This window comes from Aeromonas sp. FDAARGOS 1405, assembly GCF_019048265.1.
Lineage (GTDB): Bacteria > Pseudomonadota > Gammaproteobacteria > Enterobacterales > Aeromonadaceae > Aeromonas > Aeromonas veronii_A.
Genome location: NZ_CP077311.1, coordinates 3,256,680 through 3,277,204 on the forward strand (window position 1 = coordinate 3,256,680; position 20,525 = coordinate 3,277,204).

Genomic DNA, 20,525 nt, shown 5'->3' on the forward strand with positions numbered 1-20,525 from the left:
TTTGAGATAGCACAGGAAGTCTATGAATTCGTTGCGTTTGGAACCCATTTCACGTGTGGCCGGTGAGGTCAATTTGCCCGGCTCCAAGAGTGTCTCTAACCGAGCGCTGCTGCTGGCGGCGCTGGCTCGTGGCACCACTCGTCTGACCAACCTGCTCGACAGCGATGACATTCGTCACATGCTGGCTGCGCTGACCCAGCTCGGGGTCAAGTACAAGCTCTCCGCAGACAAGACCGAGTGTACCGTGCAGGGTCTGGGCCGCAGCTTTGCGGTAAAAGAGCCGGTCAATCTGTTCCTCGGCAACGCCGGTACTGCCATGCGACCGCTGTGCGCCGCGCTATGCCTCGGTTCCGGTGAATATACCTTGGGTGGCGAGCCGCGTATGGAAGAGCGTCCCATCGGCCATCTGGTGGATGCCCTGCGTGAAGCGGGTGCCCATATCCAGTACCTGAAACACGATGGTTATCCGCCGCTGGTGGTGGACGCCAAGGGGCTGTGGGGCGGCGATGTGCACGTCGATGGCTCCGTCTCCAGCCAGTTTCTGACCGCGTTTTTGATGGCGGCGCCGATGGCGGCCGGTGATACCCGGATCCACATCAAGGGAGAGCTGGTCTCCAAGCCATATATCGATATCACCCTGCACATCATGAAGCAGTTCGGGGTGGTCATCGAGCACGACAACTACAAGCTGTTCTACATCAAGGGCAACCAGACCTACATTAGTCCGGGTGACTTTCTGGTGGAAGGAGATGCCTCCAGCGCTTCTTACTTCCTCGCAGCGGGCGCCATCAAGGGCAAGGTGCGGGTCACCGGTATCGGCAAGCACAGCATTCAGGGTGATATCCACTTCGCCGACGTGCTGGAGAAGATGGGCGCGCGCATCACCTGGGGCGATGATTTTATCGAGGCGGAGCAGGCACCGCTGCACGGAGTGGATATGGACATGAACCATATTCCCGATGCGGCCATGACCATCGCCGTTGCCGCACTGTTTGCCGAGGGGCCGACCTCCATTCGCAATATCTACAACTGGCGGGTGAAAGAGACCGATCGTCTGCACGCCATGGCGACCGAGCTGCGCAAGCTGGGCGTTGAAGTGGAGGAGGGGCATGACTTCATCACCGTGACCCCGCCGACCCAGCTCAAACATGCCGAGATCGACACCTACAACGATCACCGTATCGCCATGTGCTTCTCGCTGGTGGCGTTGTCGGATACTCCGGTCACCATCAATGATCCCAAGTGCACCTCGAAGACCTTCCCGGATTACTTCGACAAGCTGGCCAGTATCAGCTCGCGTGGCTGATCACTGACAAACCCGTCATCATCGACGCTTCGGGCCCGCGCTGAGCGGGCCTTCTTGCCTTCCTCACCAGCATCGTCATTTCGCCTAGCATCATTTCAATAACTTGCAAGATTGCCATGCAAAATAGTTTTGTGATTGCTGTAATTTCCTATTTACACATGCGCTGTCGCGGGCTATGTTGAGATTTCCTAATCGCAGTCATCTAGCAGGAAGCCTTGTCATGCAGCATCAAACCGACGACGTTCGTATCAGTGAAATCAAAGAGTTATTACCCCCGGTTGCGGTGCTTGAGAAGTTTCCGGCTACCGAGGTGGCCTCGTCCACCGTTTTTGAATCCCGTCAGGCCATTCACAATATCCTGGCCGGCGAAGATGATCGTCTGCTGGTGGTGATTGGTCCTTGCTCCATCCATGATCCGGTTGCCGCGCTGGAGTACGGCAAGCGCCTCAAGGCGTTGCGCGACGAGCTGAAAGGTCAGCTGGAGATCGTGATGCGGGTCTACTTCGAAAAACCGCGCACCACAGTGGGCTGGAAGGGGCTGATCAACGATCCGTACCTCGACAATAGCTGCAAGATCAACGACGGTCTGCGCATTGGTCGCAAGCTGTTGCTGGATCTCAACGACATGGGGCTGCCAACTGCCTCCGAGTTCCTCGACATGATCACCCCGCAATATGTGGCGGATCTGATGAGCTGGGGCGCGATCGGTGCCCGTACTACCGAATCCCAGGTACACCGCGAGCTGGCCTCCGGTCTCTCCTGCCCGGTGGGCTTCAAGAACGGCACTGATGGCACCATCAAGGTGGCCATCGATGCCATTGGCGCTGCCAGTGCGCCGCACCACTTCCTGTCGGTCACCAAATACGGTCACTCCGCCATCGTGGCGACCCGCGGCAACCCGGACTGTCACATCATTCTGCGTGGTGGTCGTGAGCCGAACTACAGTGCGGCCCATGTCAGCGAAGTTGTGAAGGGGCTGGAGAAGGCCGGTTTGCCGCAGAAGGTGATGATCGACTTCAGTCACGCCAACAGCAGCAAACAGTTCAAGAACCAGATGGTGGTGGCCGAAGATGTAGCCGGCCAGCTGCGTGCCGGCAGCAAGGCGGTGTTTGGTGTGATGGTGGAGAGCCATCTGGTGGAAGGGCGTCAGGATTTGGTCGAGGGCTGCGAGCTTACCTTCGGTCAGAGCATCACGGATGCCTGCATCGGTTGGGCCGATACAGAAGTGCTGCTGCGCAATCTGGCGGATGCCGTTGCAACCCGCAACGCCCGCTAAAGACGGGATTTTGCAGTCGCAGTGACAAAGAGAAAGTAATAACCAGAGGCCGCTATTGCGGCCTCATCTATTCGTGTTGCAGGGCTTAAGGCTCAGGGTTGGGCATCGGGCCGGAAGCTGGCGCGGATCTGCGGAACCAGGCTCGAGGGGTCGAACCCCTTCTCTTCTCCCAGCACCGGATGGAGCAGAGGCTTGTCCTCGATGGGGGTGATATCCCCCGCCAGCAGCTGGCGGGTGGCCTGACCCATCTGGTAGAGCTGGCGCACCGGAGCAAATTGTTCCCCGAGGATAAGAGGATCATCGCTGCGGGCAAAGGCCATCATGGGGATCTGGTAGGTGGCATCGCGCGCCGGTTTGTCGCCGTGAATACCCTTGCCGGCGGACATCAAAAACGGCTGGTGATCGCCAAAGGCCACCACCAGATAGCGCTTGCCCGACTGGTCGAGGGTCTTGAGCAGACGCTCAAGCGAGGCCATGGCATCCACCACCCCGGTGTAGTAGGTGTTGAGCAACTGGGTGTCGCTCTCGCTCTGGTTCGGGCAGGCGCCGCTGCGCTCCTGCCCCTGATAGCGGGGGCCATCGAAGGGGCCGTGCCCCTGCATGGTGACCGCATAGGCAAACAGCGGCTTATCATCCTGTTCGCTGCGCTTGAGCAGGTGGTCGATCAGCGCATCATCTGAGATATAGAGCCCCTTGTACTCAAGGGTGGTAAAACGGGTATCGAACCAACGCTCCTCATAGCCGAGCGCCGGGATTGCCTTGGCGCGGCCCCAGAATTTTTCTACGTAGGGGTGGGCGAACAGCGTCTTATAGCCGCTCTGTCTGGCGCTCTGGGCCAGCCCCGGCACCTGCTCCGAGAGGTAGTAGTAGGGCACCACCCCCTGCTTGAGCAAGCCCACCGGCAGGCCGGTATTCATCTCGAACTCCGCCAGCACCGTCATGCCGCCAGTGGTGGGGGAGTGGATGGTCTTTTGCCACTGCTGCACGCTGGCGGGCAGGGATAGGGTGGGGGCCGGGGCGCAGATACGCCCCTTCCAGTCGAGCCAGAGCGACTCATATTGCAGCACGATCACCAGATCCCAGCGCGGCGCAATGCCTTGGGGCGGATGGCTCAACTGCGGGGTCAGCTCGTTGATCTGCAAGGGGTAGCGAAACACGCTGCCGCTTTGCAGCATCTCGTCCACCAGATTGAACAGATAGAGGCCGGGGCCGGAGCGGATGATGTCCCTGTGGTAGTTGACTGCGCGATCCACGTAACGAATGTTGGCCCCCAGCAGCTTGTTGCCGGTCTGGGTGGCAAAGACACAGAGGGCAAAGAAGGCGACGGTGGCGGCTGCGGTGCGCAGCACCCAGCGTGACAGGGCAAAGCGCCAGCAGAGAAACAGTGCCAGCAAAAGGGTGAAGATGGGTAGGATGGGGTGCTGATCGAGGAGAATCCGCAGCAGCGCCAGCAGGTTGCCAAAATCATCACCCCCGAGTGGCACCCCGTAGATGGCGATCTTCATAAAGTTGGCCAGCAGGCCTATTCCCGAAAGTGCGGTAAAGACCAGCCCCATATAGAGGTTGAAGCCCGCGAGCGCGCAGAGGCTCCAGCCCAGCACCATGCTGCCCCAGGCCAGATAGTAGTGTTCCGGCCGAAAGCCTGACCAGAGCAGAAACTCCCCCAGCTTGAACACCACGAAGCCGTGCAGCAGCACGAAGGTGAGGTTGCCGAGCAGCAGGCTGCCGATGATCCGCCAGCGCAGGCTGCGGCGCAGCGTTGGCAGCACCATTTTGAGCACGGCGGCGCTCAGAACCAGTACCAGAGTAAGGCTCACCATCAGATAGGTGAGGTTGAAGCCCTGCTCCGGCAGGGTTTGCAGGATCTGGCTGAAATCGCCGCTCTCGGGGCGATCTTTGAGCAGCAGACCGATGCGCAGCTGATAGCGGCTGGCCAGTGCATCGTCCGGGGCGCGCAAGGTGCTGTTGAGATCCAGCGAGCAGCGGTTATTGCGGCACACCTGACGCTTATCCACCGCCTGACTGAGCTGGTCGATCCGCTCCCCCTTGTCGTTGAGCAGCTCCACTCGCACCTTGTCCCCCGCTTGCAGCGGCTCCCGCAACAGCCACTGGCTGCGCACCACCAGATAGAGGCCGCGGCTGTCGCTTTTATAGAGCAGGGCGTGGCGGGTGAGGGTGGCCAGCGGATTGTCGGCGGGGCCCAGCACCAGCGGTTGGGCACGGCCCAGCCAGCTGCCGGGATTGATCAGCGGTAATAACAGCGTCAGCAGCAGCAATCCGCCCAGCAGGGCCAGTAGCCCGGAGGACAGACTCAGGGCACGGGGGCGGCCTGAGGAGGGGCGATTCATATAAGCTCATCCTTTGAGCGAGTAAGGGAGAGATCGTTCATCCGTATAGAGTTTGACCCGATGGTGCGGGCCTTGTTCCAACTTGTCAATTTAATGACCACTTAATGAATATTTGGTTACAGCTCAACCTTGCAAATTGTGATCCCGATCGAGGGGTTGTTCGGAATATGTGATGAAAGCGTCATCATGGGGTTTTGCCACTGGCTTGGGAGGGGTGTGCTGTTTAGGCTCTCAATAGCGACAGGAGGTACATGTATGAATCCTAAGGTGATGGCGCGTCAGGCCAGATTACTGCGCATGCTGGAGAGCAAGGAAGAGATCCGGATCGGACGCGAGCGCGACTGTCCGCTGCCACTGGCCCAGCTGACCAAACTAAAGGATACTCATCCCGCGGTGGTCAAGGTCTATCGCCACGGTCTTACCGCCGAGGTGTTTCACCTCAAGGTAGAGGGGCATCACTGGTGCCTCAAGCGGCGGCGTCAGGATTCGCTGGTAGCCAACCTTGATGGCAAGACCGCTTTCCTCACCGAGCTGGAACGGCGGCGTGAAATCGAGGCGCTGCGCGAGCTGCATCCCACCATCCTCTCCCATGTGGTCTGCACCAGCTTTGGCTCGGCGCGGGCTGGAGTGCTGGTTTCCCCCTGGTTGCGGGGTGTGCCGGTCCATCAGCTCAACGAGCGCAATCTGGCCCAGATGCTGGAGGTGCAGGGTGAGCTGGCCCGCTGGGGCTGGTTTGACTGGGACCCGAGCCCTGGCAACCTGCTCGATGATGGCGAGCAGATCTGCGTGTTCGACTTTGGCTATATGTGGACCTTTGACCCCCGCTTTGAATACAACTCCAATGGTCTGGTCGACTCGCAGTTCCATGTGCCGGAGCGGCTGGAGACCCGCACTCTCTCGGGGCTCTGGCTCGATGAGGCCGATCCCTTGCCGCAATTTCGCTATTGGCGCGAGCTTTGTCTGAAATGGGTCAAACGGGAGATCCATCACCTGATCCGCGAAGGGGCAAGTGCCCCTGTGCTGGCCCGCTTGCAAGCCCTGCAGGGGGAGTGGAGCACCGCGCTGGCGAGTGACGAGGCGCTGGCCGCCAACTGGTGGCGGGACATGTATCGCAGCCACCAGCTCGATGTGGCCGATGATCTGAGCGGCCAGAGCTGCGGCCCGCTGACCCTGCGTCGTCTTGACTGGCTGGAGCAGGCGGTAACGGATCACTATCCGCTGCTGGTGGACAATCTCTCATCTCAACAGACGGAGCTTGGCCAGACCGGGCTGCTGGCCCGCTTGCAGCAGCTGCGCCGCGAAGCCGTGGCCTGCCAGTTGCCCGCCACCAGCTTTGCCTGAGCCAATACGTCAGTGATACATAAATAAACAGGGCGCCTTGTCGGCGCCCTGTTGCATGGTAGGAACCGCATCGCGGTGAGGGTCAGTCCAGCAACTCCTGATGGAGGCGGTTGACGATATTGCCCGCCTCGCTCTCCTTGACCAGGAAGCAGAGGTTATGGGCGCTGGCGCCGTAGCAGATCATCCGGATGTTGTGCTCGCGCAGGGCGTCAAAGACCTGACTGCCCACCCCGTTCACTTCGCTCATCCGGTTGCCGATCAGCGCCACCAGTGCCAGACCGTTTTCCACCTCCACCTTGCAGAGTTGCCCCAGCTCGGCCAGTACCTTGTCGCTCAGGATCGGCTCGCCGTTGCTCTGGCTGCCGGTGTGATCCAGCGTCAATGACACGCTCACTTCCGAGGTAGTGATGAGATCCACCGAGATGCGGTGACGGGCCAGAATGCCGAACACTTCGGCCAGAAAGCCGTAGGCGTGGAACATATTGAGGCTGTGCAGGGTCACCAGCACCTGCTGGCGGCGCAGGGCGACGGCGCGAAACAGCGGGCTTGAATCTGTGCTGGCACGGATCCAGGTACCACTGGCGGCAGGATCCTTGGCGGAGCCGACAAACACCGGAATATTCTGGCGCACCGCCGGTTGCAGGGTGGCAGGGTGCAGCACTTTGGCGCCGAAGGTGGCCATCTCGGCCGCTTCGACAAAGCTGATTTCGGGAATGGGGCGGGCGCGGGTGACGAGGCGCGGATCCGTGGTGTAGATGCCGGGCACATCGGTCCAGATCTCGATACTGGCGGCATCGAGCGCTTCGGCGAGCAGGGCGGCGCTGTAGTCGGAGCCGCCACGACCCAGCGTGGTGGTGCGGCCATCGCCATCGGCACCGATAAAGCCCTGGGTGATGATGAGGCTGTCGCCCAGCTGCGGGCCCAGCGTCTGCTGGCAGAGGGTACGGGTGGTGGCCAGATCGACGGTGGCCTTGCCAAAGCGGCTGTCGGTGCGCATCAGCTGGCGCACATCTTGCCAGTGGGCCTTGACGCCGCGCTGGCGCAGCAGTTCGGTAAAGAGACGGGTAGACATCAGCTCGCCACAGGCGATGAGGCGATCAGCCAGTTCGGCATCGGTCTGCTGGCTGGCCTGCTGCGACATGGTGCGGATCTCGCCGAGTTGATCGTGGATCAGCGCCGTCACTTCGGCGGGGTGGCCAAGGTCGGCCAGAATTGCCTGTTGAATGTCGGACAGCTTGGCCAGCTGCTCGTCGCGGCCCGCTTCGTCCAGCTCACCTTGTGCCAGAGCGACCAGCAGGTTGGTGACACCGGCGCTGGCGCTCAGTACCACCACCCGCGTGGCGGGATTGGCCAGCACGATATCGGCGCAGTGATTCATGGCCGGGAAGTTGGCGACACTGGTTCCGCCAAACTTGGCGACATTGATCGGGCTCATTGCTTACTCCTGTCTTATTTTAAGATTCCGGTTCCATCGGGCAAAAAAGAGAGGAGGAGGCTGAAAATGGCAGGAATGAACGAAGCTATCCCGGCCAGAAGCACTCCACCTGCAGAGCCCATCCCGTACCGCCCCTGACAGGGCGCGGTGGGGGATGATCACTACCGATGACAACCCGGGGGATTCAGCCCCCGCAGCCGACGTTGAGGTTACCAGTCTCCTCACTCGTCTCGGCGCTGCTCCCCCTGACCCAAGTTCACCGGACGCTGGCGTCCTCCCTTGGGCTGCCTGGGCAGCGCTCCTCTTCTGGCTCCACCAGGGTGGTGGAGTGCATTTAGAAATACCCTGCGTTGGATTGCACTGTCAATCGAGTTTGTGAAAAAGTTCAAATTGTCAGCTAACTCAACGCAGGATCAATGACTTAGGCAATGGTCTTTGACAAAACCTTGGAACGGCGCTGCCAGTTGTAGAGACGCTGGCGCGCCACCGGCAGATCTTCCACTTCCAGCGGATCAAAGCCCCGCTCCCGGAACCAGTGGATGGAGCGGGTGGTAAGCACGAACAGGCGGCGGATGCCGAGCCGCTTGGCCCGCTCGGCCACCTTGGCCACTAACTGATCCCCCCGGTTGGAGTTGCGGTAGTCGGGGTGTATGGCGACGCAGGCCATCTCCGCCATCGCCTCTTCCATAAAGCAGTAGAGGGCCGCGCAGCCGATGATGAGGCCATCGCGCTCAATGATGGTGAACTTGTCGATCTCCATCTCCAGCTGCTCGCGGGAGCGGCGCACCAGAATCCCTTCCTCCTCCAGCGGGCGGATCAGATCCAGAATGCCGCCGATATCCTCGATGGTGGCGGCGCGGGCCTGTTCGGCGCTTTCCCGAACTATCTGGGTGCCGAGGCCGTCACGGCTGAACAGCTCCTGCAGCATGGCGCCATCATCCTGATAGCTCACCAGATGGGAGCGGGGCACCCCGCCGCGGCAGGAGGCAATGGCCGCGCGCAGATAGCGTGCTGTGCCGGACATCTCTTCCCCTGCCTGCTCCAGCTCCACCAGCAGCTCTTCGGCCTGCTCGGGGAAGAGCTCGGAGATGGCTTCGCCGCGCCTGTCCATCACCCCCTGGGTGCTGCTAAAGCAGATGAGCTTGTCTGCCTTGAGATCGACCGCCACCCGGCGGGCCACCTCTTCGGAGCTCAGGTTAAAGCTCTCGCCGGTGACCGAGCAGCCGATGGGGGAGATGAGCACCAGACTCTTCTGATCGAGCTGGCGGGTGATCCCCTCCACGTCGATGCGGCGCACCCGGCCGCTGTGGCAAAAGTCGATGCCATCATCCACCCCCAGTGGCTGGGCAGTGACGAAGTTGCCGCTCACCACACTGATCCGCGCCCCCTGCATGGGGGTGTTCGCGAGCCCCATGGAGAGCTGGGCGGTGATGTCATATTGCAGGCCGCCACACACCTGTTTGATGATGGTGAAACTCTCGTCATCGGTGACCCGGATCCGCTTGTGATACTGGGCCTCGATACCGGCGCGGGCCAGCGCCTCATCGTTTTGCGGACGTGAACCAAACACCAGCACCAGGCGTATGCCCAGTGTCTGCAGCAGGGCGATATCGCTGACGATATTGGCGAAGTTGGGGTGGCAGATGGCTTCTCCCCCCATCATCAGCACAAAGGTGGCACCCCGATGCACATTGACATAGGGGGTGGATTGCCGGAAGGCATTGACCAGACTGGGTTCGCGTTCACGCACTTGATATTTCTTCCATAAAAAAACAGCGATTGGCTCAATATATGAAAATTAATTCACAAATCAAGACTAAATATTAATTTTGGCCGTTTCTGGTCTCTACGAGGGGCGGCTTGGCCGTGCAGATCGGGAAAGGATGGTTGGAAGCGCAGATGGCTGTTGGGGCGAGCGGGGAGGGGCCCGCCGGTTGATCCAGCGCGATAAACTGCTATCTTCGATGCTCCTTTTCGTCAGCTGTGTGATTTCACAGGGTTTTATACAAGGACAGAATTCATGGAACAGATTATTTCACCGGCAGATGCCCTGCCGGGACGACGCGAAGCGATGGTGATTGGTCAGCAGCATGCGGTGAATGGCAACCCGACCCAGGGTCCCTGGCCCGAGAACATGGAGATCGCCTGGTTTGGTATGGGCTGTTTCTGGGGCGTGGAGCGCCTGTTCTGGCAGCAGCCGGGCGTCTATTCCACCGCGGCCGGTTATCAGGGCGGTGTGACCCAAAACCCCACCTACAAAGAGGTGTGCAGCGGCCTGACCGGTCATGCCGAGACGGTGCAGGTGGTGTTTGATCCGGCGGTGATCAGCTACGGCGATCTGCTCAGACTGTTCTGGGAGCAGCACGATCCGGCGCAGGGGATGCGTCAGGGCGGGGACATTGGTACCCAGTATCGCTCGGTGATCTTCTATGGCGATGAGAGCCAGCAGATCATTGCCCAGCAGAGCATGGCGGCCTATCAGCAGGCGATGGCGGCAAGCGGCGACAGTCGTGCCATTACCACCCGCATTCTGCCGCTGGCGCCCTTCTACTACGCCGAGGATTACCATCAGCAATATCTGGAGAAAAATCCGGATGGCTACTGCGGATTGGGTGGCATTGGAGTCTGTTTGCCGCCAAGCCTGAACCGCTGAACAGGTTTGTAGTCGATTTCTTAATAAAAGTGAAAATAAATGGTCGGAGGAGGGAACTTATTGCGACCAGTCGGGACTAACTAGGTAGCGTCCAGGGATCGGATGCAAAGTCCAGACACATTTCTTGCCTTGATAACCGCCTGATGAATGAACGCACTGGCGGGTTGAAAATGATAGCAAGCAGGGCTGCCCACCAAGGCGGCCCTTTTCATATCTGCTTGTTTTCGCTCGGGAGGGGCGATCGGTCAGGCGATCGCGCTGTCGAACAGGTTCTTGATGAGATCGATAAATTCGATGAGGAAGGTTTTTTGTTCCGGGGTCGGGGCGCGCAGCCAGACAGCAGAGAGCACCTCTTCCAGATCGGCGACCACGGCGTCGGCCTCCTGCATGATGGCGAAACGCACCTTGGGATCGAGCTGGGGGTTTTGTTCGCAAATGGCCATCAGGTTGCTGGCAACACGGCCACTGACCAGGTCTTCGATGGTCTCTTCACCATCGCTCTGCTGTTGGGATTCAAACAATCCCAAACTCTCCACCAGATACTCGATCAGCGAGATATAGCCTTCACTTTCTACCACCATGGTTGCTGCCTCAATACAGTAACAATACGAAAATTGAGCGTATTTTAGTGGCTTGCTCTAGCTTGGCAAGCTGCAGTGCAGGCGATGGCGAGTAAAACTGACTCCGCCCCGCTCCACGCACTCCAGCCCGGTCAACGTAAAGCCATGTCGTAAAAATAGCTCATAACTGAAGGCGCTGGCCTCGGTGGTGATGAGCGTCAGACCGAGCCCTCTGGCTCCCGCGAGCGCCGTGGTGAGTAACAGATTGCCCAGTCCCTGGCGCTGATGGTCGGCGCTCACATAGAGCAGACTGAGGTGGCCATCGGAGCTCAGAGTGACAAAACCGAGGGGCACATTTGCCTGCTCTGCCACCCAGCCGTGGTGTTCACGCAGCTGGCCGACAAAGCCCGGATGCTGTGAACCGAGGGCCCACTGCTCCACCTGTTCTGCGCTGTAGTGCTCGGGGCCGCTGTGTCGCACCGCCTGCTCAAACAGGGTCACGAGGGCGGGGATATGTGTCTCGTCAAGGGGGATAATACGCAGTGCTGGCGTCATAAGGTTGGGTCGTCAGTGGGGGAGAGGGTGCGCGGCGCCTGTGGCCGTTTGGCTTTGGGCAAACCCGCGACAACCCGCTCATAGGAGTGGAGCACCCAGCCTTGCCAGAGATCATCCGGCAAGGTGCTGTTCAGGGTCACTGTGTTCCAGTGTTGTTTGTTCATATGCCAGCCCGGTTTGACCTCGGGGTGGATCTCGCGCAGCAGCAACGCTAGCTCGGGCTCGCACTTGAGGTTGATGGTAAGCGGCTCGGCCTGCCAATCCACCAGCGCGAACATCTTGCCCGCGATGCGGTAGACCAGGATCTCCGGGCCAAACGGTGTATCTTCGGTGGTGCCCGGCAGGGAGAGCAGAAAGTGGCGCAAACGGGTCAAATCCATGGTGGGTTCTCGCGCAAGGGGTGATCCGGGTCATGTCAGGCGCATATCTATCGGCGGGCCTGTTCTGTTAATATGCGCCAGCCGAGTATACCCCCCATCACCAAGGGAGCCTATTGGATGTTGTATCACAAGACTTTCGAACTGGGTCCCGAGCGGGATTGGGTGGTGTTTGTCCACGGCGCCGGTGGCAGCTCCTCCATCTGGTTCAAGCAGCTGCGCGCCTATCGCGAGCACTTCAATGTGCTGCTGCTGGACTTGCGCGGCCACGGCCAGTCCCACCAGCTGCAACAGGTGGTCAAGGGCCACTACAGCTTTCGGGAAGTGACCGAAGATATCGTTCGGCTGCTCGATCATCTCGATATCCGCCGCGCCCACTTTGTCGGCATCTCCCTTGGTACCATCCTGATTCGCCATCTGGCCGAGCTCTGCCCGGAGCGGGTCAAGAGCATGGTACTGGGGGGCGCCATCCTGCGGCTCGATATCCGATCGCGGGTGCTGGTGCAGCTGGGCCGACTCGGCCAGCACTTCCTGCCCTATATGTGGCTCTACCGGCTGTTTGCCTTCATCATCATGCCGCGCCAGCACCATCAGGAGTCGCGCAATCTCTTTGTGCGCGAGGCCCGCAAGCTCTGCCAGAAAGAGTTCAAGCGCTGGTTCCGCCTCGCCACCGAGGTCAACCCGCTGATGCGCTATTTTCGCGAACGCTCCCTGCCCATTCCCACCCTCTATGTGATGGGGGAGGAGGATCATATGTTTCTGGCACCGGTGCGCGAACAGGTGGCCATCGATGCCAGCTCCTCGTTGGCGGTGATCCAGCGGTGCGGCCATGTCTGCAATGTGGAGCAGCCGGAACAGTTTAATCGTCGTACGCTGGCATTTATTCAATCGCTGGGGTGCGGACGGAAATAAGGATTCGTTACGCTGTGCATTCAGGTCATGCTACAGCGGCATTGCAAGCAGGCCGTGAGCAAAGCGCTGCCAACGTGCAATAGATGTCGCTGTCTTGGCGATCGTATAAGCCGCATACTTTCAAGCTACAAGGGGTGATCTGCCCCTCTGATTCTTTATAATGCCCCCCTTTAAAATCGCCGGACCCGGGTTCGGCGCGCGCTGATGGCTGGCTACGTCATCAGGCAGATCATCAGGATTGAGAAACGGTTATGCATACTCTGGAACAGCTGCGCGCAGGTGAACTGTGCGGTGCCCGCCATCTGAAGCTTTGTGAAAATCTGACGGAGTTTCCCCCTGAGATCCTAAGCCTTAAAGAGACGCTGGAGGTGCTGGATTTGACCGGCAACCAGCTAAGCACGCTCCCTGACGAGCTGGCCGGGTTTGGCAAACTGCGCATCATCTTCTGCTCCGAGAACCGCTTTACCGAGCTGCCCGAGGTGCTGGGGCGCTGCCCGGCGCTCACCATGGTGGGCTTTAAGGCCAACCGGATTGCCACCGTGTCGGCCAAAGCGCTGCCCGCCGGTTTGCGCTGGCTGATCCTGACCGATAACGCAATTGAACGGCTGCCCGATGAGCTGGGCCAGTGCGACGCCCTGCAAAAGCTGATGCTGGCGGGCAACCGCCTACGCGAGCTGCCGACGAGCCTTGCCAACTGTCGCAATCTGGAGTTGCTGCGCATCGCCGCCAACCGCATCGAACGCTTCCCCGAGTGGCTGCTCTCTCTGCCGCGCCTTTCATGGCTTGCCTACTCCGGCAACCCCTTTAGTGAAGGGGAGGAGGCGCGGGCCATCGATGATGCCCATGTCACGCCGATTGCCTGGGAGACGCTGGCGCTGGGCGAGCTGCTGGGTCAGGGGGCATCCGGCGTTATCCATCGCGCCACCCTTGTGGGTAATCCTGCTGATGAAGTGACTCAGGCGAGCGGCAGAGCCGATGCCAGTCAGGTTGCGGTCAAGCTGTTCAAGGGGGCGGTGACCAGCGATGGATTGCCTCGCTGTGAGATGGCGGCGTCGCTAGCGGCGGGCACTCATCCCAACCTTATCAAGGTGATAGGCAAGGTGGCGGATCACCCCTCCGGCATTCCGGCGCTGGTGATGGAGCTGATCGACCCGGCCTTTGCCAATCTGGCCGGACCGCCGAGCCTGGACTCCTGCACCCGGGATATCTATCCCGATGGGCTGTGCCTGAGTGTGCCGGATGCGCTGGCAATGGCCCATGGTATCGCCTCGGTGGCGGGCCATCTGCACCGCGCGGGCATCATGCACGGGGATCTCTACGGTCACAATATTCTGTTTTCCCGTGGGTCTGACGCACCGGCTCGCGCCCTGCTGGGGGATTTTGGCGCCGCTTCTTTATATGAGCGCAGCAACCGCGAGCGGGCCGTGGGCCTTGAGCGACTGGAAGTGCGCGCCTTTGGTTGCCTGCTGGAGGAGCTGTTGGCCCATTGCGATACGCAAGACTCACCGCTTGATGGGTTGCATCAGCTCAAAGCGGCCTGCCTCTCGGAACTCCCCGCCGATCGTCCCGATTTTGCTTTTATCGAGCGCCAGCTGGCGGCCGTTCGCGCCACACTGTCGTGATCTTTCTGGCGTTGGCAGGCACGAGTTGGCCTGCCAACGTCATTCCTTTTATTCATTCATCGCCATACACCCATGACGTTTTTGCATGGGTTGGTATGCCACTGCCCGTCATAAACGCACCCAATAGCGATCATTGCGACAGTGAGGCGCACGGCAAGGGAAGGCCCCGTCATTTGCCCGATAACACGCAGAGACTGCGCGGCAAAAAGGGGAGGGCAGAGGGTTGCGCGGTGCGGGTTAAGTTGTGATATTGAGGCATCTTTAGTATAGAAGGGTAATAACGATGGAAGCTGCGTTTTGGCATCAGCGTTGGGAAGAGAACCGGATTGGCTTTCATCAGGCGGACTTCAACCATTGGCTGCAATCCTGGTGGTCGGCCCAGCAAGCGGACGAGCCGGTGCTGGTTCCCCTGTGCGGCAAGTCCCGCGACATGCTCTGGCTGAGCGCTCAGGGTCATCCGGTCGACGGTTTCGAGCTATCGAGCCTTGCCGTCAGCCAGTTCTTCAGTGAAAACCAGCTCGCCGCTACGGTGAGCGAAGTGGGCCCTTATCAGTGTCATCAGGTGGACAGCCTGCGCATTTTTCAGGGGGATTTTTTCGCCGCCCCGAGTCTGAGTCGCCATTACCGGCTGGTCTATGATCGCGCGGCGCTGATCGCCCTGCCGACCGCAATGCGCCGCCAGTATGCGGCCCTGATCAGCTCGCTGGTGGAGACCGGTGGCCAGATCCTGCTGGTGACCCTTGAATATCAGCCTGAGCAGCAGAGTCAGCCCCCCTTCTCGGTGGGGGAGATGGAGGTGCGGGCGCTGTTCGAACGGGACTTTCGTATCGAGGTGCTGGGGCGCGCCGCCGAGGTGGATCACCCGCGGGTGTTGTCGGGTCAGCTCTCCTACTTCGATGAGGTTGCCTACCGGCTGGTTCGCCGGGGTTAACGGGCAGCTAACGGGCGAGCAAAGGGTGATCTGCGCCGACAAATCATCGGGCTATGCGCTCTTCGCTACCTCCTTTGACGTAGATCAACGTGATTGGCGGGGGGAGTGCCTAATATGAGGCTGTTTCTCAATCACTGTTGGCATTGCAAAGCGAGTATCGGGTCTTTCCCGCTTGCTGATCAGCAACTCAGTGTCTGATTTTCACGCTCATGTTCACTTTTGGCGGCTTTGGTCGCAATTGTTATGGTTTTTCCAGCCGACCCTGATGGGTCGGCTTTTTATTGTCTGTGATTTGCCGCGGGCAGGAAAATGGAGGATGTCGAGGCCTGATCAGGCCTCGAAGGTGGCGGCATTGAGCCGAAATGCCCGTGGATCATCGATAAACTGGCCAGTGATCCGCTCGTCATGTTCGTGCCCGTGACCATAGCTGCAGAGGATCAGCCGATCGGAGGTGCGCGAACGCAGCTGGGTGATAAAGCGCACCAGATCGGCGCGACTCAACTTGCCCACCTCGTCGCAGACTCTTTCGCGCTGATCAAACCCCAGATCCTTGTTGCCGATGCTGACCCACAGCCGCTGGCCGCGACTGCGCAGGTTGGCATCCCGCTCGCTCAGCTGGGCTTGCAGCCCTGCCTTGCTCTCCTGCCACTGCTGCTCGGTAAATTCGAGCATGGCGAGCGGAAAGAGGTCGATAAACTCCTCCACCGCATCGAGCAGGATCTGCGGCCCTGCCACCGGCGACTGGATATAGAAGATCAGGCCCGGGTGGCGATTGAGGGGCAGGTTGCCGGCACCCACCACATACCCCAGTTGCTGACGGGTACGCAGCTCGTGGAAGAAGGTGGAGGACATGATGTGGTTCGCCAGAGTGAAGCAGGCGAGATCCCGCGCACGGGTGGTGCGGGACTGGTAGTAGACCAGCAGTGCCGAGTCTTCGTGATCGCAACCCTGCTCGCGAATAAGGGTGCCTCTGTCCTGAATGGAGATGAGCGGGCGGCGGGTCTCGCCGCTCGGCTTGCTGCTGCTGCCATTGATGTCGCTCAGGTGACGATCCATCAGGGCGGCCAGCTCCAGTGCTTCCGCGGCAGTCCAGTCGCCGTGTACCAGTGCCTCGACATGCACCTCGCCAAACAGCTGGGCCACGAAGCCGGGCATCTCCTCCAGCTCGACGGTGCGCAGGTGGCGCAGCAACTGCTCGAACGGCGGGTTGTTGGGTTGCAGCAAACTGGTGAGCTGGTTAAAGAGTTGGGAGATGGGGCGCGCCTTGGACTGGTTATCCCAGTTGCGAATGAGCTGCTCCTTGATCTCGGCGAAGCGACCCGGATCCGGATACCCCAGGGTGCGGTTGCCGAGGATCATGTCGAGCAACAGCGGCTGCTTGTCGGCAAAGCCGCTCAGGTTGATGGTAAAGCCCCCCTGATGGGCATAGATCTGGTAACCCAGCCCAGCCAGCTCCGCCGGATAGGTGAGGGCGTTGAGGTGGTCGGCCAACAGCTCCACGGCGAGGCGCGCCATGGCGATATTGCGCGGATTTTTGACCGCATGTTCGCTGTCGATGGAGATATAGAGATTGCCCTTGGGCACGCTGAACAGGTGCTCATGAAGGTGCCAGAGGCGAAAACCGGGGCGATCGATAAGGCAGGCGGGCATGTCGGCGGCAAGCTCGGGCGTGCGCGGATCGAGCCTACTGCTGATAAAGGGGTTGGGTTTGGGCAGCGCCAGCGCCGGATCCGGCTCGCTCTGCTGCCAGCGAATTTTCTCGGCCTCGGTAATGGTCGCCACGCTGTAGGGGGTCTGATACCAGCGGGCCAGCCGATCGGTTGCCACTTCCGGCGCAGTGATGGTGATACGCAGGTTGTGCGGGGTGAGCTTGGCGAGGAAGCGGCGGATCAGCCCCTCGTCATATTCGCGCATCATGTAGTCGCCGTAGAGCAGATCCTCAGGTTTGTAGCTAAAGAGGTTGAGCACCAGCCCCGACACTGTATCGAGGGGGCGGCCGCGCTCCTGAAAGCGGAACGCCGATTCGAGCACGGTCCGTTTTTCGTCATAGCGCCAGCTCTGCAGCCCTTCGCGGCCGATCAGTTTCAGATAGCCAAACAGGGCGGCGAGGATGTCGTCCACATGCTCAAGGCCCAGAGGGGTGAGGCCGAAGTTGACGCCAAAATCCTTGAAGTTGGCGCCACTGATGCCACCGCCCGCCGAGAGCTGGTTGACCCAGCCTTTCGCCTTGAGCAGGGAGAGCAGGCTGCCATCCCCCTCGTAGCCAATCAGATGGCTCAGGAAGGTGAGGGGCTTTTTGTCGTAAAACTCGTCCACATTGGGCAAGGGGAAGCTGAGCGACAGCTTGCGGGTCTCCTTGACCGGATTGATGTGGATGCGCACGCCGAGATCGTCGAGCCGGTAGAGCGGCATGGTGAGGGTCGGGGTTCCCAAATTGCGATTCAAAATGGGAGCAAAGTAGCGACAGCACCACTGCAACTGGGTATCGATGGATTCCGGCGAGATCATCACCAGTGCCATGCGATCCGCGCTGTAGTGGCTTTCGTAAAAACGGATAAGGTCGGAGCGCAGATCCCGTCCCGGCAGATCGGCCAGGGTATCGAGGTTGCCCACCGAGAACTTGGAGAAGGGGTGCGCCGGGTTGACTGTCTCTTTATGCACCTGATAGCTGCGGCGCATGTCGTCCTGCAGCTTGAGGCGATACTCGGAGTCGACCGCGTTGCGCTCCTTGTCCACCCACTCCGGATCAAAGGTGGGGCAGATAAAAAACTGGGAGAAGCGATCCAGCCCCGCTTCGAAGAAGCCGTTGTCGATCTCGAAGAAGAAGTTGGTGAACTCGGTGCCGGTCCAGGCGTTGTTGCTGCCGCCATGACGGCTCATAAATTGCTGGTACTCACCAGGCTTGGGGTAGGTGCAGGTGCCGAGAAACAGCATGTGCTCCAGAAAATGGGCCATTCCCTGCCGGTCGGCGGGATCGTCAAAATGGCCGGTATTGACCGCTAGCGAGGCGGCGGATTTGTCGGTGTCGGGATCACAAATCAACAAGACCCTGAGCCGGTTGGCCAGCTCCAGAAAATGGTATTGCCGATGGTCATTGGGACTGGCATATGGGCTCATTGGCGTGTGACTCACGTTGGATTTATTTGAATTTAAACATGATTATCGACCCCGCTATCCCGTCAGGCAAACCCTTTTCTGAGAGGTAGCGCAATTGTTTCCACACCCGTGGCGGGGTAAGATCCCCCGGCTATCAAAACAGGCCCGTTGGGCGAGGTTGTAATGAAGATCTATATCATGCGTCATGGCCAGGCTGGCATGAATGCGAAAACAGATGAACAGCGTCCATTGACCGAGCAGGGTATTGAAGAGTCTATCCAGATGGCCCGCTGGCTGGCGCCTCAGCTGATTGGCCCGCTGGATCGGGTGATCCACAGCAACTATCTGCGGGCACGCCAGACCTGGCAAGCCATATGCAGTGAATTACCTGACGCAGCAGCCGTTGAAGAGAGTGGCGACATTACCCCTTACGGTGATCCCGTTTTCGTGGCCAGCTACCTCACCACCCTGGCGCAGCAACATGACCAGATCCTGATGGTCAGCCATCTGCCGCTGGTGGGTTATCTGGTGCAAAGCCTCTGCCCGGCCGCAGGAGCACCCATGTTCGCCACCTCAGGGATCGCCTGTATCGAGTGGCACGATGGCAAAGGAGCCTTGCTCTGGCTCGAAGGGCCGCATACAATAGGCTAAAAGTTAATAAAAAGTTATAGATTGAATTTTTTGGGAAGAGATGGGCGAGTTTTCCGGATTTTTATAAATATTTTACGGAATTAATTCGCAGAAGCTGCTGTCATACGGATACAACTGCAAGAGGTTGCAAACGATGAGAGTGTTCAAGAAGTACCTGCCACTGATGGTGGCAAAGCATGTCAAAACCTTCTTTAAAGGTCGGATTTACATTCATGGTCGGGGGCGGTTTGATTTCCAATCCGGTTTGTTGCTGATGCCAAATCCGGCGGATATTCCCCACCGCCAGACAGTCACCGAGGTCAACGAGCTGATCTCAAGATTGCACATGGATGCCGCGTGATGCGCTTCTGAACCTGTTTCTGCACTGATATGCCCGCACCTTTGCGGGCATATTTGTTTCTGGCGACTGGCTTTCGCGCGATGCCTGGTCAGCTCCGCACCTTTGTTTATTTTCCGTCGCTCCCTATACTGGCCCGCTGTTGTCTCTTCGGTCTGGATCGTTTCATGCCCCTTGCCATTCTGTTTCCTTTCTCCTGCATTGCCATCTGGGCTGGCAATGGCATCGTCAGCAAACTGGCGGTCGGCATGTTGTCCCCCGCGGCCTTGGCCTGGTCACGTTGGGTGGTGGCTGCCTTGGTATTAAGCCCGTTTCTGGCCCGTCGGGTATGGCGTGTACGCGCTCGCCTGTGTGCTGGTCTTTGGCAGATCGCCATGCTGGCGCTGCTGGGCATGGTGCTCAACCAGACCTTTGGTTACTACGCGGCGCAAACCATGGGGGCCACCGAGATGGGGTTGATGATGGGGCTGACGCCACTGTTGACGGTGTTGCTTAGCATCTGGCTGCTGCGCGAGCTGCCCACTTGGGGTGCCGTGCTGGGGGCGCTGCTCTCGATCCTCGGCTTGTCTATCTTGCTGGGGCAGGGGGATCCTACCCGGCTGTTTACCCAGGGTATTCATATCGGCTCGGTCTACATGCTGCTCTCGGCGGGTACTTATGCCCTCTATAGCGTGCTGCTCAAGAAGTGGGAGCTGGGGCTCGACAACTGGTCGCTGCTCTATGGTCAGGTGCTCTGCAGTGTGGTGATCCTGACCCCCTTCTTTCTGCTGGTGGATGGTCAGCTGCCCGAGGGGCGGGCGCTCTGGCTGATCTTCTATGCGGGGATCCCTGCCTCGGCACTCTGTCCCTGGCTCTGGATGCAGGGGATCACCCTGCTCGGCGCCAACCGTACCGCCATTTTTATGAACCTGCTGCCGGTGATGACGGCTGGCCTTGCCATCACCCTGCTGGGAGAGCGGTTGACCAGCTATCACCTGATCGGGGGCGGTCTGACTCTGCTGGGGGTTTTGCTGGCTCAGTTGCTGGTGCGTCCGGTGGTGATGGGTCGTCGCCGGGAGGTGTTGGCTCCTTGTCCCGAAGAGTAATCTTGCGTGAAAGCGTAGATGGGCCCAATGGCCCGCTTGG

The 20,525-nt window shown here is 59.7% G+C and carries 17 protein-coding genes and 1 riboswitch; of the genes, 10 read left to right on the forward strand and 7 right to left on the reverse strand.

The window, feature by feature from the left end:
• Positions 1–22: 22 nt before the first annotated feature.
• Both aroA and aroG read left to right on the forward strand, forming a co-directional pair.
• Positions 23–1,306 carry a 3-phosphoshikimate 1-carboxyvinyltransferase gene (gene aroA / locus I6L35_RS15065; protein WP_216978616.1) on the forward strand — a complete coding sequence of 428 codons (1,284 nt, stop codon included), beginning with the start codon at positions 23–25 and terminating at the stop codon, positions 1,304–1,306.
• Positions 1,307–1,526: 220 nt separating this feature from the next.
• Positions 1,527–2,582, forward strand: a complete 1,056-nt coding sequence (gene aroG / locus I6L35_RS15070) for a 3-deoxy-7-phosphoheptulonate synthase AroG (RefSeq protein WP_005345047.1) — start codon at positions 1,527–1,529, stop codon at positions 2,580–2,582.
• Positions 2,583–2,674: 92 nt separating this feature from the next.
• Here the strand turns inward: aroG and I6L35_RS15075 are convergent, their stop codons facing one another.
• Positions 2,675–4,930 (reverse strand): LTA synthase family protein, encoded by a 2,256-nt coding sequence (locus tag I6L35_RS15075; RefSeq protein ID WP_216978617.1) that lies wholly within the window; start codon positions 4,928–4,930, stop codon positions 2,675–2,677.
• Between the two features lie 255 nt (positions 4,931–5,185).
• Between I6L35_RS15075 and I6L35_RS15080 the strand changes: the two genes are divergently transcribed.
• Positions 5,186–6,271, forward strand: coding sequence for a hypothetical protein (locus I6L35_RS15080; protein WP_216978618.1), 1,086 nt, complete (start codon positions 5,186–5,188; stop codon positions 6,269–6,271).
• 82 nt (positions 6,272–6,353) lie between these two features.
• Here the strand turns inward: I6L35_RS15080 and lysC are convergent, their stop codons facing one another.
• Both lysC and argA read right to left on the reverse strand, forming a co-directional pair.
• Entirely contained in the window at positions 6,354–7,706 is a 1,353-nt protein-coding gene (gene lysC / locus I6L35_RS15085) for a lysine-sensitive aspartokinase 3 (protein ID WP_216978619.1), read from the reverse strand.
• A gap of 90 nt (positions 7,707–7,796) precedes the next feature.
• A riboswitch (Lysine riboswitch) is annotated at positions 7,797–8,020 on the reverse strand.
• A 107-nt stretch (positions 8,021–8,127) separates the two neighbouring features.
• Complete coding sequence (gene argA, locus I6L35_RS15090) at positions 8,128–9,456, reverse strand: amino-acid N-acetyltransferase (protein ID WP_005345063.1); 1,329 nt, start codon at positions 9,454–9,456, stop codon at positions 8,128–8,130.
• Positions 9,457–9,726: 270 nt separating this feature from the next.
• Between argA and msrA the strand changes: the two genes are divergently transcribed.
• Positions 9,727–10,359 carry a peptide-methionine (S)-S-oxide reductase MsrA gene (msrA, locus tag I6L35_RS15095; RefSeq protein WP_005352745.1) on the forward strand — a complete coding sequence of 211 codons (633 nt, stop codon included), beginning with the start codon at positions 9,727–9,729 and terminating at the stop codon, positions 10,357–10,359.
• A gap of 245 nt (positions 10,360–10,604) precedes the next feature.
• Here the strand turns inward: msrA and I6L35_RS15100 are convergent, their stop codons facing one another.
• Genes I6L35_RS15100 through I6L35_RS15110 form a run of 3 tightly spaced genes read right to left on the reverse strand, consistent with a single transcriptional unit; the run spans position 10,605 to position 11,854 of the window.
• Positions 10,605–10,940, reverse strand: coding sequence for a DUF3802 family protein (locus tag I6L35_RS15100; protein ID WP_216978620.1), 336 nt, complete (start codon positions 10,938–10,940; stop codon positions 10,605–10,607).
• 57 nt (positions 10,941–10,997) lie between these two features.
• On the reverse strand, positions 10,998–11,474 hold the full coding sequence (locus tag I6L35_RS15105; RefSeq protein ID WP_216978621.1) for a GNAT family N-acetyltransferase: 477 nt from the start codon (positions 11,472–11,474) through the stop codon (positions 10,998–11,000).
• Entirely contained in the window at positions 11,471–11,854 is a 384-nt protein-coding gene (locus tag I6L35_RS15110; RefSeq protein WP_216978622.1) for an MmcQ/YjbR family DNA-binding protein, read from the reverse strand. The genes I6L35_RS15105 and I6L35_RS15110 overlap by 4 nt, the downstream gene beginning before the upstream one ends.
• A 117-nt stretch (positions 11,855–11,971) precedes the next feature.
• Between I6L35_RS15110 and I6L35_RS15115 the strand changes: the two genes are divergently transcribed.
• The 3 genes from I6L35_RS15115 to I6L35_RS15125 all read left to right on the forward strand — a co-directional run bounded on the left by I6L35_RS15115 (position 11,972) and on the right by I6L35_RS15125 (position 15,316).
• Positions 11,972–12,763: an alpha/beta fold hydrolase gene (locus I6L35_RS15115; protein ID WP_216978623.1), complete on the forward strand. Its 792-nt coding sequence runs from the start codon at positions 11,972–11,974 to the stop codon at positions 12,761–12,763.
• A 251-nt stretch (positions 12,764–13,014) separates the two neighbouring features.
• Positions 13,015–14,385 carry a leucine-rich repeat-containing protein kinase family protein gene (locus tag I6L35_RS15120; RefSeq protein ID WP_216978624.1) on the forward strand — a complete coding sequence of 457 codons (1,371 nt, stop codon included), beginning with the start codon at positions 13,015–13,017 and terminating at the stop codon, positions 14,383–14,385.
• Between the two features lie 283 nt (positions 14,386–14,668).
• On the forward strand, positions 14,669–15,316 hold the full coding sequence (locus tag I6L35_RS15125; RefSeq protein WP_216978625.1) for a thiopurine S-methyltransferase: 648 nt from the start codon (positions 14,669–14,671) through the stop codon (positions 15,314–15,316).
• Positions 15,317–15,646: 330 nt separating this feature from the next.
• Here the strand turns inward: I6L35_RS15125 and I6L35_RS15130 are convergent, their stop codons facing one another.
• Positions 15,647–18,433 (reverse strand): insulinase family protein, encoded by a 2,787-nt coding sequence (locus I6L35_RS15130; RefSeq protein ID WP_216978626.1) that lies wholly within the window; start codon positions 18,431–18,433, stop codon positions 15,647–15,649.
• A gap of 162 nt (positions 18,434–18,595) precedes the next feature.
• On the opposite strand from I6L35_RS15130, the gene sixA reads away from it, so the two are divergent.
• The 3 genes from sixA (at position 18,596) to I6L35_RS15145 (ending at position 20,485) form a co-directional block, all read left to right on the forward strand.
• On the forward strand, positions 18,596–19,063 hold the full coding sequence (gene sixA / locus I6L35_RS15135; RefSeq protein ID WP_088869148.1) for a phosphohistidine phosphatase SixA: 468 nt from the start codon (positions 18,596–18,598) through the stop codon (positions 19,061–19,063).
• Between the two features lie 133 nt (positions 19,064–19,196).
• Entirely contained in the window at positions 19,197–19,403 is a 207-nt protein-coding gene (locus tag I6L35_RS15140; RefSeq protein WP_005336998.1) for a DUF1107 domain-containing protein, read from the forward strand.
• A gap of 164 nt (positions 19,404–19,567) precedes the next feature.
• A complete protein-coding gene (locus I6L35_RS15145) occupies positions 19,568–20,485 on the forward strand; it encodes a DMT family transporter (protein ID WP_216978627.1) in 918 nt (305 codons plus the stop codon).
• Positions 20,486–20,525 lie beyond the last annotated feature (40 nt).

Excerpts from the sequence above, each read along its gene's own strand:
- aroA (WP_216978616.1), top strand. The coding sequence starts at position 23 with ATGAATTCGTTGCGTTTGGAACCCATTTCACGTGTGGCCGGTGAGGTC.
- aroG (WP_005345047.1), top strand. The coding sequence starts at position 1,527 with ATGCAGCATCAAACCGACGACGTTCGTATCAGTGAAATCAAAGAGTTA.
- I6L35_RS15075 (WP_216978617.1), bottom strand. The coding sequence starts at position 4,930 with ATGAATCGCCCCTCCTCAGGCCGCCCCCGTGCCCTGAGTCTGTCCTCC.
- I6L35_RS15080 (WP_216978618.1), top strand. The coding sequence starts at position 5,186 with ATGAATCCTAAGGTGATGGCGCGTCAGGCCAGATTACTGCGCATGCTG.
- lysC (WP_216978619.1), bottom strand. The coding sequence starts at position 7,706 with ATGAGCCCGATCAATGTCGCCAAGTTTGGCGGAACCAGTGTCGCCAAC.
- msrA (WP_005352745.1), top strand. The coding sequence starts at position 9,727 with ATGGAACAGATTATTTCACCGGCAGATGCCCTGCCGGGACGACGCGAA.
- I6L35_RS15100 (WP_216978620.1), bottom strand. The coding sequence starts at position 10,940 with ATGGTGGTAGAAAGTGAAGGCTATATCTCGCTGATCGAGTATCTGGTG.
- I6L35_RS15105 (WP_216978621.1), bottom strand. The coding sequence starts at position 11,474 with ATGACGCCAGCACTGCGTATTATCCCCCTTGACGAGACACATATCCCC.
- I6L35_RS15110 (WP_216978622.1), bottom strand. The coding sequence starts at position 11,854 with ATGGATTTGACCCGTTTGCGCCACTTTCTGCTCTCCCTGCCGGGCACC.
- I6L35_RS15115 (WP_216978623.1), top strand. The coding sequence starts at position 11,972 with ATGTTGTATCACAAGACTTTCGAACTGGGTCCCGAGCGGGATTGGGTG.
- I6L35_RS15120 (WP_216978624.1), top strand. The coding sequence starts at position 13,015 with ATGCATACTCTGGAACAGCTGCGCGCAGGTGAACTGTGCGGTGCCCGC.
- I6L35_RS15125 (WP_216978625.1), top strand. The coding sequence starts at position 14,669 with ATGGAAGCTGCGTTTTGGCATCAGCGTTGGGAAGAGAACCGGATTGGC.
- I6L35_RS15130 (WP_216978626.1), bottom strand. The coding sequence starts at position 18,433 with ATGAGCCCATATGCCAGTCCCAATGACCATCGGCAATACCATTTTCTG.
- sixA (WP_088869148.1), top strand. The coding sequence starts at position 18,596 with ATGAAGATCTATATCATGCGTCATGGCCAGGCTGGCATGAATGCGAAA.
- I6L35_RS15140 (WP_005336998.1), top strand. The coding sequence starts at position 19,197 with ATGAGAGTGTTCAAGAAGTACCTGCCACTGATGGTGGCAAAGCATGTC.
- I6L35_RS15145 (WP_216978627.1), top strand. The coding sequence starts at position 19,568 with ATGCCCCTTGCCATTCTGTTTCCTTTCTCCTGCATTGCCATCTGGGCT.